Source organism: Chryseobacterium sp. UNC8MFCol (assembly GCF_000482305.1).
In the GTDB taxonomy this organism is placed as follows: domain Bacteria; phylum Bacteroidota; class Bacteroidia; order Flavobacteriales; family Weeksellaceae; genus Chryseobacterium; species Chryseobacterium indologenes.
In genome coordinates this window covers 1-8,572 of record NZ_KI535294.1, presented here as the reverse complement: position 1 = coordinate 8,572, position 8,572 = coordinate 1, and the positions used below count along the sequence as shown (strand labels likewise).

The following is an 8,572-nucleotide window of genomic DNA, read 5'->3' as shown; positions in this document are numbered from 1 at the left end:
TCTTTGCCTCCAAATTTATAAGAATGATAGTTAGAGAAAGGTGAAATATTTCCTCCTCCTATATGGTTAAGCCCAAATGGATAATAGTTGTTGGTGCCGGTAATTTCAGGAGCGCCTGCGCTGTTTCTTGCGAAACTTATCCTCACTGAACTGCGTTCGCAGCCTGCGTAAAAGATTCTCTTTTACTTGTCTGTCAAGGTGGTCTTTGGTAAATATAACGGTTTTTTATAGTAAGCCCACTGTAATGCAGTGGGTTTTACTTTTACTTACGGGACACAGTCGAGACGCTCGCCAGCAGGGGTTAATCCTGTCAATTTTTATATTCATTAAATGACTTAAGTATCACTTCTTCTAGTTTATCAAAGTTAAAAGCCAGTGTATTGGCTGATATAGCTATTGGAGTACCATATGTTCTTAAATTATTTTCCAGAATCCTTTTCTTTAATTTACTGTCAACACGTATATACTTATCTGGATTTTTGACCTCTATCAGCAAAAATTTCGTTGAAAAGACAGTAGTCTTTTTTATTGAAACAATATCTTCCCATAAAATCATTCCTACACCTGCAAAACTGGAATTATCATTAATCCCTTTTTTATCTATAACAAGATTAAAAGATCTATTGAAGAAATTTTTAATTAAAATGCTTAAGCATAAAACTGCAAACAATATAGCTAAAATCCCTGCTAAACTTATAAATGTCTCACTTTTAAATATTGTAGAAATAAATCTATTAGGTTTAAAAGCCAAAAATAATCCTAAAAAAAGAAAGATTAGTGATCCTAATAGTAATAGTGATAATTTTGTTTTACTGCCTTTTATTTCAATTGTATTCATTTTTATTTATTTTATTTAATATTACTAGGTCTATTTAATATTCCATCAGCCCAATCCTCAGCAATTTCACCTCCCCAAAAGCCTCCAACAATTCCCCCAACAACGCCTCCAATTACAGCTCCACCAGCTGTTCCTTCTGGCCCAATCAGTGATCCAATCAGTCCTCCAAGTTTACCCACTGCCCATGCTCCAGCTGCTGCACCTGCCATTCCACCAACTACACCTGTTGTTGCCACTTTAGCTTTAACGCCAAATTTTCCGCCATCTTGAATCATACCATAACCTATTTGTCCTGCGCTAATTGCATAACCTACATAACCGGCTCTTTTCGCATATTTCCCATACATCGCAGTAGTTCTTAAATAGTCACTTCTAAGCCCTATTAATGATCCCCTAGCTCTTCCTGCATAGGAAGTACTTCTCATTTGTCCAAGGTTATCAATCCAATTTCCACTATTGTAAAGAGCTGTTCTTCTTTTGGCCAGATAATCAAATCCTCCACCCACAGCAGTTGATCCCCAATCTGCCCAGTTTTTATAGGCATCTAATGGAATATCACCATTTTTAACTGTTATTGAATTCAATACGCCCAGATGATATTCTCCATAAACATCATTATTTGTAGAATAACCTTTAATAAATGTTGGATTTCCGGTCCAGTAAGTAAGATTACCATTTCCTGAAATATCGATATTAATTCCTCTTGCTTTCCAGCCTGCCAAAAGATCATTAAGAAGATAACTGTTATCAACTCCATTTGATTGTGGATATAAAGAGCCAAATCCATAACTACCTCCATATCCTGTTTCTATAGATCCAAAAGTCGCATCTCCTCTTCCTAACCAAAGGTTAGTCTTGATCCATCCTGAAGGAGCATCAGGTCTCGCATCCGTAGGCATGGCAAACTGACGAGGTTTTCTTCCATCAGGATCGATGAAACTGATCGGGTTATTGAAAGCATAGTTATAAGGAGAATACCTTCTCATGGCTTCTGCCATAGGATCTATCACGCCCCATCTTCCCAGATCAGGCATATACATCCTCGCTCCAAAATCATACATCCCTGTTTCCTGAAGTTCTTTGCCTCCAAATTTATAAGAATGATAGTTAGAGAAAGGTGAAATATTTCCTCCTCCTATATGGTTAAGCCCAAATGGATAATAGTTGTTGGTTCCGGTAATTTCAGGAGCACCTGCGCTGTTTCTGGCGAAACTTATCCTAACATTTCCAAGGTGGTCTTTGTACTGGTAAATATAGCGGTTTTCCGTGAAACTGTAAAAGCCTTCTGCGGTAGGGATAAAATTCAATGTCCATTTTGGCCCGCCGGGGATAATAGGGCCGATCACTTTTCTGTAGGCCTGTTCTTCATACGCGCTTTCAGTTTTACAGGTACGGCATCCTTGTCCGTCATCTATATTGGTATACTGAAAGCCATCGAGGTAATCTGTGGTCTCCGTTCTGGGCAGCCCCATATAAGCCTGTTGAACGGTTGTTTTTCGAAGTTTTGTTCCGTCTGCTCTATAGATGTGATCAATATTTGTGGTAGACACTTTTCCTGCCGAATTGGTCAAGGAAATGGAAGTTTGATTAGGCAGACTGAGAAAATTATATCCGATCGTCTGAATCCCCTTATCCTTCATATTGATCATATTCCCGTTCTGGTCGTAATCAATCAGATTGTTTCCGCCTTCATATCCGGTGTCGTTCAATGCATTTTCAATGACTTTATCAAGGCGGTTTCCGGTGTATTGGTATACGAGGTCATCTACCTGGGTGGCGGTGGTTCCTGTTACCGGGAAAGCATTCCTTTTCAGGGTCTTGATATTTCCGTTCAGATCATAGGTCGCATATTCGTTATAATAATTGTTATACGGGTTGGTCGTATTCGGTTCTGTATACACGGCATCCTTTAACCTGTTTAAAGCATCATAGGTGTAAGAATACCTTTTCAACACCCCATCTGAAGCAGACTTCCAGTCGATTTCCGAGATGTTTCCGTTGCTCTTTCCCGGAGCAATATTGGTATAGGCCGGGTTCTGGTATTTCAGTTCATACCCAAACAACTTATTTCCCAAGGCTGCCGGATCATTAATTTTCGTAAGAGCCCCACGGATGTCATACTGATAATCCATACTCTCCAGGCCATTTCCAACTTTTTTATTGGTAATCTGTGACAACTCATTATAGGTATTTTCTGCAAGAATTTCCACAGGTTGGGGCCCTACCTGGTGACGATGTCTCAGCACTCTGTTTTGGTTGTCATAATCAAAACTTTGGGCAATGACCATTTCTTTATCACCACTTAGTCTTCTATGATATACTTTAGACTGTTGGGTAACGCCTGCAAAGTCCAGTTCGGTTTCTGTTTTGGTGTATCCGCCCAGATGGTTAATGGCATAGGTGCTGATCAATCTTCCTTTCCCATCATAATAGGCATAATTTTTCGTCCAGTTGTCATCCTCAATATTTTTCACAAGGCTAAGCGTAGGCATTGCCTTCGTATTGACAGGAGCATTCCCTGTATCGGAAATAACAGGCTTTCCAAACACTGAAGATGGAAAAGGCGGATTAAAACTGTAGGCAGGATAAGTATCATAATAATTGACCGATAACAGCTTTACCCACCCCACTGTAGGATAGGTACTATTGGGATCATAATACACATCCATCCCTTCTCTGTTAAAGAAAACCGATGAGGTTCTGGTGACATTATTACTTCCGAAGATATTAGCATATGCCTGCTCTGAACTTCTTCCTCCACCTGAATTTATCCCGGTAAATGTTACTCTTCCGAACTTATCATATTTGGTGTACAACCATTGTTCTTTTTCCCTCAAGTTGGCATCCTGAGTGGCTACCAGTCTGTCTTGTTGATCATAGATCATATATTCCCAGCCTTTTCCGGGAACTTTTTTCTCTACCAACCTTCCCTGTCCGTCATAGCGATACTGGTAACAGAGCTTATCTAATGTGGCCTGATCAGGAGTGGTACCCGTTACTGCCATCGGAGGAATGACATAGACCAGTTGTCCGTATTCATTATAGAGGTAGTATGTATCTACATTCTGTGCCCCATCATTTTTTCTAACGAGGATGGTTTCTCCTTTTCCGTTTTTAAATTCTGTACCGGTATTCCCGTCAGGATCGGTTACCGTATTTTTTCCCAATTGATTGGCAGGGTAAAAAACAGGCCCGGAAATAGCAGTTTCCGTCCTGCCATCCACCCATGTCGTGGTTAGTGTATATTTTCTGACTTCATTATCAATATTGGTTCCATAGCCTATATTGACAGGTTTCTGGGACCATATATTTCCTGCCGGTACCACCTGACTGACACGGCCTGCAAACAGATTATCATATTTTTTTTCGGTGTAGATTTTTTCATTGCCATATCCTGCCGAAGGAGCATTCGCTAAAGGATCAGCGTAAAGAGCTCCGTTCTGGGTTCCGTTCTGAGGAACAGGATAGTAATTCTTAGCCTGTCTTCCCTGGGCATCATATTCCACAGGTAATACCACATCTCTTCCCAGAGGCGTCGCTTTGATGGCTACCGACTGGATGGGTCTTCCCAATCCATCAAAATACTGTACAGATTCTGACTTCTTATTACAGTCTCCATCCATACAGGTTTTGCTGTAGACATAGTTCTCATTTGTGCTGAGGTTTGTTTGTGCAAAAACAGGAGTCAATGAAAAGAGAAGAATGAAGAGTGAAAAATTTCTTTTCATCCTTGATTTTCCGGTTTTCCTGATTAATTTTTCATTATGTGTGTTCATGTGTTCAGTTTTAATTTTGAGGTTTTGATGCTTGATACCAACATACTGATAAGCTCATTGATGTATTGGCTTGATTCTTCAAAACGCATGGTATCGATATACTGGGTACGATGCAGAAGTTCAAGCCAATAGGAAGTTTCATTAGCTTCCTTCAATGAAATAGACAGCTTGCTGATAAAGTCCGCCTTGCTTTGGGCAAACTCTGCTTCCCGGATTAATGCACCAACCGCTGTTCCGCTTCGAAGCAACTGTTTTGACATAACATATTCTTTGGATTCTGTCAATCTTTTGTACTGCTCAATGATATGAATACTGAAAGTAAAGCTCTTATCTTTCAACACATTTTTACTTTTCATTTTTAATTCTTCACTCATCATTCACTAGTGTTTGTAGTTATATTGATTTTCCTGCAGGGTTTTTCCTTCTGAATCCTTTACTTTAACTAATCTTCCTGCCGTATCATACACATTGGTCGTTCTGATTCCGTTGGCCGATATAGTGTTGGTTACCCCTATCATAGGATCATAAGTGGAAGTCGTAATGCTGTAGTCCTTCAGAGCAGGATCTTGTCTTAAAGTTTCCAGTGCCTGAAGCAATGCCGGTTCGTTCGCCGGGTTATTATTATCAGCATCTGATGCGGTGATAGCAGCGGTAACACTGGATAAAGAAGCGACCTGAGCATAAGAAGCCCCTGCAATCACGGCAATAGGAACGGTCTGGTTATAGCCCCAGATGGTGGTACTTGGAATACCGTTTTTTCCGGTGGCCTGTACCAGGTTTCCTTTACTGTCGTACACATCAAGGGTTGAGGTAGTCACCGGAGCCTGGGTTTGCCTGTTATAGCCAATAACAGCGCTTGGATATAAATGGGACCCGTTATCGAATTGTGTTTCAGACTTCCCGATTGTTTTTCCGTTTTCTTTTACCTCTGATTCAAGTAAAACCCCCGTCATATTCGCTTCCAGTAATCTGGTGTGGTTCTTATCCTGAGCATACTTATAGAACGTTTCGGTTACCGTTCCGTCAGGAGCGATACTTTTGGAGCTGGAAGGTTTGAAATTATCTGCTCTTACATTATTTTCCCCTGAACTTTGCAGGAAAGAAGATGCGGTACCGGAAGGATATGCTACAGAACTCGTTTTGGTCTGGCTGGTAAATGCCGGCTTGGAATAATTGATAGAGTATTCATCGATAACATAATCTTTATCATCAGCCTCTGCAAAGGTATATTCAAAATTGTCGCGGGTTAACAACTGATTACTCTCACTATACACTTCTTTTTTCTCCAGTACTCCTGATTTAACAAGGTTATAATACGGTTTAAACGTTTTATTCTGTCCGTCTTTCACATAAGGATAAGACGGATATTCCCTGGGAAGCTTGAAATAAAATTGAGTATATCCTTTTCCTGAATCCTCAGTCACTTTTACATTTTTATACAATACAGTTTCTTCTCCGTAGGCTCCACTGCTATCGTTTGGAGAACTGAAATTATTATAGCTGTAGGATAATGACTGAACAGGTGTTGTATTGGCTGCATTTGTATATCTGTTGATGGATTTGATTCTCATCCCTGCAGGCTTTGAATTCCTGTAAGGTCCCGGTTTATACATCAGTTCTTTAAGAGAAAAAGTTCCGCTTCCTCCATGCAGATAAGGAATTGTAATGGTTACCGTATACTGTCCCGGATAGTTATAAAATTTTGAGTCATGTATTTTCCTGTTGGCAAAAATCGTTTCATCCCCTCTCTTTAAAGTATATGACATTTTTTCATTTTCCTTAACGGGCTTCGGAATGGTAGGATACCCTGTATTGGGATCAATAGGACCGGGAATAAGATTGTATTCTATTCCGTAATTAAACCATAATGTCCTTTTCCTTGTCTGATCTCCAGGAATAGTAAAGGTATACGTTAAAGATTGTGTGGTATCAAAATTAATATCCGGATGTTGCTGGATATACTGAATACATTCATTCATAAGACTAGCACTGATGGATTCCAGATATTCTGTGGAATTTTTATTTTCGTATACTTCTCCGGTTTCATAGACATATTCTGTTGCTCCTTTTGTCGGATAAATAATTTTACTCAACATCCCATAAGGCTTGATGATTCTAGGACCATCACAATCCAATCCTGTCGGAGGACTTGCATTGAAAGCATTATACAGGAACGAAGTTTCCTCCAAAACGGTCTGCCCATCCATTTTTTTGATCTTATCCAGCTGTCTTATTTTTGAAGTACTTTCTACAGAACCCGGAGGAAACGGATAGGAATATTCAAAGGCATATTCTGCGGTTTTGGCGTATTTGTTATTGAGAATAATCTTTTTAATACTATAAGGCTCATTCTTTGTTTTTTCCAGTGCCTCATCATAATCGTACACCATTTCTATATTTCCGAAAGCTGTATGTATTTTTTCCAGCTGGCAGGTTTTATAAAAAAGTGTGGTTTTATCGTCAAGATACTTGGCTTCTTTTTTATAGGTAAAGCTAGCGACCTCTACTCCGCTGGCATTCCTGATGCTACTCAGATAAAATGCAGAATTAAATTCAGTAGAAGAGATCTCACCAATATCATTATTACTTAAAAGCGCAGCAATTGAACTGTCATTAAAGTGATAGGTATTTCCCTGGTCATCAGTAATGGTAAAGGAATCCACGATAAGGGTTGCCACATTATTTTTCCTCGTATAGGCTATCTTAACATGATTCACCGGGGAAAGGTCAATAACACTAAAACTATTCTGCTGGATATTTCTTTCTATCTTAAACTTTCCTGATAGCCCCGGAACATTGTAATAATATTCATCATCAAAAACATTTTTCTCATAATCCGGGCTGTTCAGATCCTGATGGATTTCATCCAGTAAACCGTTAATTTTTCTGGAAATCGCTCCTCCTTTAGGCATAAACCAGCCTGCTCCCATTTCTCCAACTGTTTCAGACGAGTTACGATCATAGCTTAGTTGTAAACTTACTCCGGAACCATATCCCGGAAGACTCAATAGCGGTACAGAAATTTCTGGAACTCCGGACGCAAGGGAAGGCGGATTATCATTAAAACTGGCAAGAGGCGCCAGAGAAGGAACGGGATTGGGCATATTTCCAAAATTGACTCCCTGAAAGTTATTAAGCTGTCCCATAGCAGTTCCGCACCATAAGGCCAGAACCACTGCATAAAAATAATTCTTCTTCATATTGGTTATTGTTTGATAAGCTTAGCGTTAGCTGTTTTATTGTTATCCGTTTTTATTACCACCAGATAGGCTCCCTGAACTAAAGCCTGTGTGTTGATTTTGGTCACTTTATTTTTTGTTTTCAAACTCTGAAGCTGTCTTCCGCTCATATCATACAACACTATCTCCGTTTCTTTGAAATCAAAGCCAATTTCTACGTATGCATAGTCTGAAACAGGATTCGGATAGATTTTAATATCATATTTTGGAATCAGCTGGTCTACCTGTTTATCTCCCAGTTTTACGATCTTCCAGTTTTCCTTTCCTAATTCTGTGGCACTGGTTCCGGCAAGAATGATAGAGCCGTCTCTGTTCAGTTTCAAGTCTGAAAGTCGCTCTTCTTTTTGTCTCGATTCTCCGCTTACGTGTTTTCTCCACTGTTCATTACCGTTTCCATCCAAGTAGATCATCCAGAAGGTTTCATCGTCTTTTTGAACTCTTCCTTCCGCCTGGGTATAACCACCAAGTAAAATTCCTGTGGTAACATCTTGATTCTTGGCTCTTGATTCTTGGCTCTTCATCATTACATTCATTCCCATCAGGATATCCCGGTTTTTGAAATTGTAGGATCTTTGCCACTCTTCATCACCTCTTTCGTTTACAGCAATCAACCATAGATCTGTGCCTTCTTCAATTCCTACAGATTTGTTTCCGGATCTTTCGGATCTTGATTCTCCACCGATAACAAAACCTGTAGCAGTCAAAGCCAGTGTTCTGAT

Annotated in this window: 5 protein-coding genes; all 5 read right to left on the bottom strand. The window is 39.7% G+C overall.

Annotated elements, in window-relative coordinates; genetic code table 11:
• Nucleotides 1–310 precede the first annotated feature (310 nt).
• Nucleotides 311–838 carry an STM3941 family protein gene (locus M030_RS0123440; RefSeq protein WP_034723014.1) on the bottom strand — a complete coding sequence of 176 codons (528 nt, stop codon included), beginning with the start codon at nucleotides 836–838 and terminating at the stop codon, nucleotides 311–313.
• An 11-nt stretch (nucleotides 839–849) separates the two neighbouring features.
• Nucleotides 850–4,614 carry a DUF6443 domain-containing protein gene (locus tag M030_RS24790; RefSeq protein WP_051585227.1) on the bottom strand — a complete coding sequence of 1,255 codons (3,765 nt, stop codon included), beginning with the start codon at nucleotides 4,612–4,614 and terminating at the stop codon, nucleotides 850–852.
• Complete coding sequence (locus M030_RS0123430) at nucleotides 4,611–4,970, bottom strand: four helix bundle protein (protein WP_027375632.1); 360 nt, start codon at nucleotides 4,968–4,970, stop codon at nucleotides 4,611–4,613. The genes M030_RS24790 and M030_RS0123430 overlap by 4 nt, the downstream gene beginning before the upstream one ends.
• Before the next feature lie 24 nt (nucleotides 4,971–4,994).
• Nucleotides 4,995–7,814: a hypothetical protein gene (locus M030_RS0123425; protein WP_027375631.1), complete on the bottom strand. Its 2,820-nt coding sequence runs from the start codon at nucleotides 7,812–7,814 to the stop codon at nucleotides 4,995–4,997.
• A 5-nt stretch (nucleotides 7,815–7,819) separates the two neighbouring features.
• A partial coding sequence (locus tag M030_RS0123420; RefSeq protein WP_027375630.1) for a T9SS type A sorting domain-containing protein occupies nucleotides 7,820–8,572 on the bottom strand: 753 nt, incomplete at its 5' end.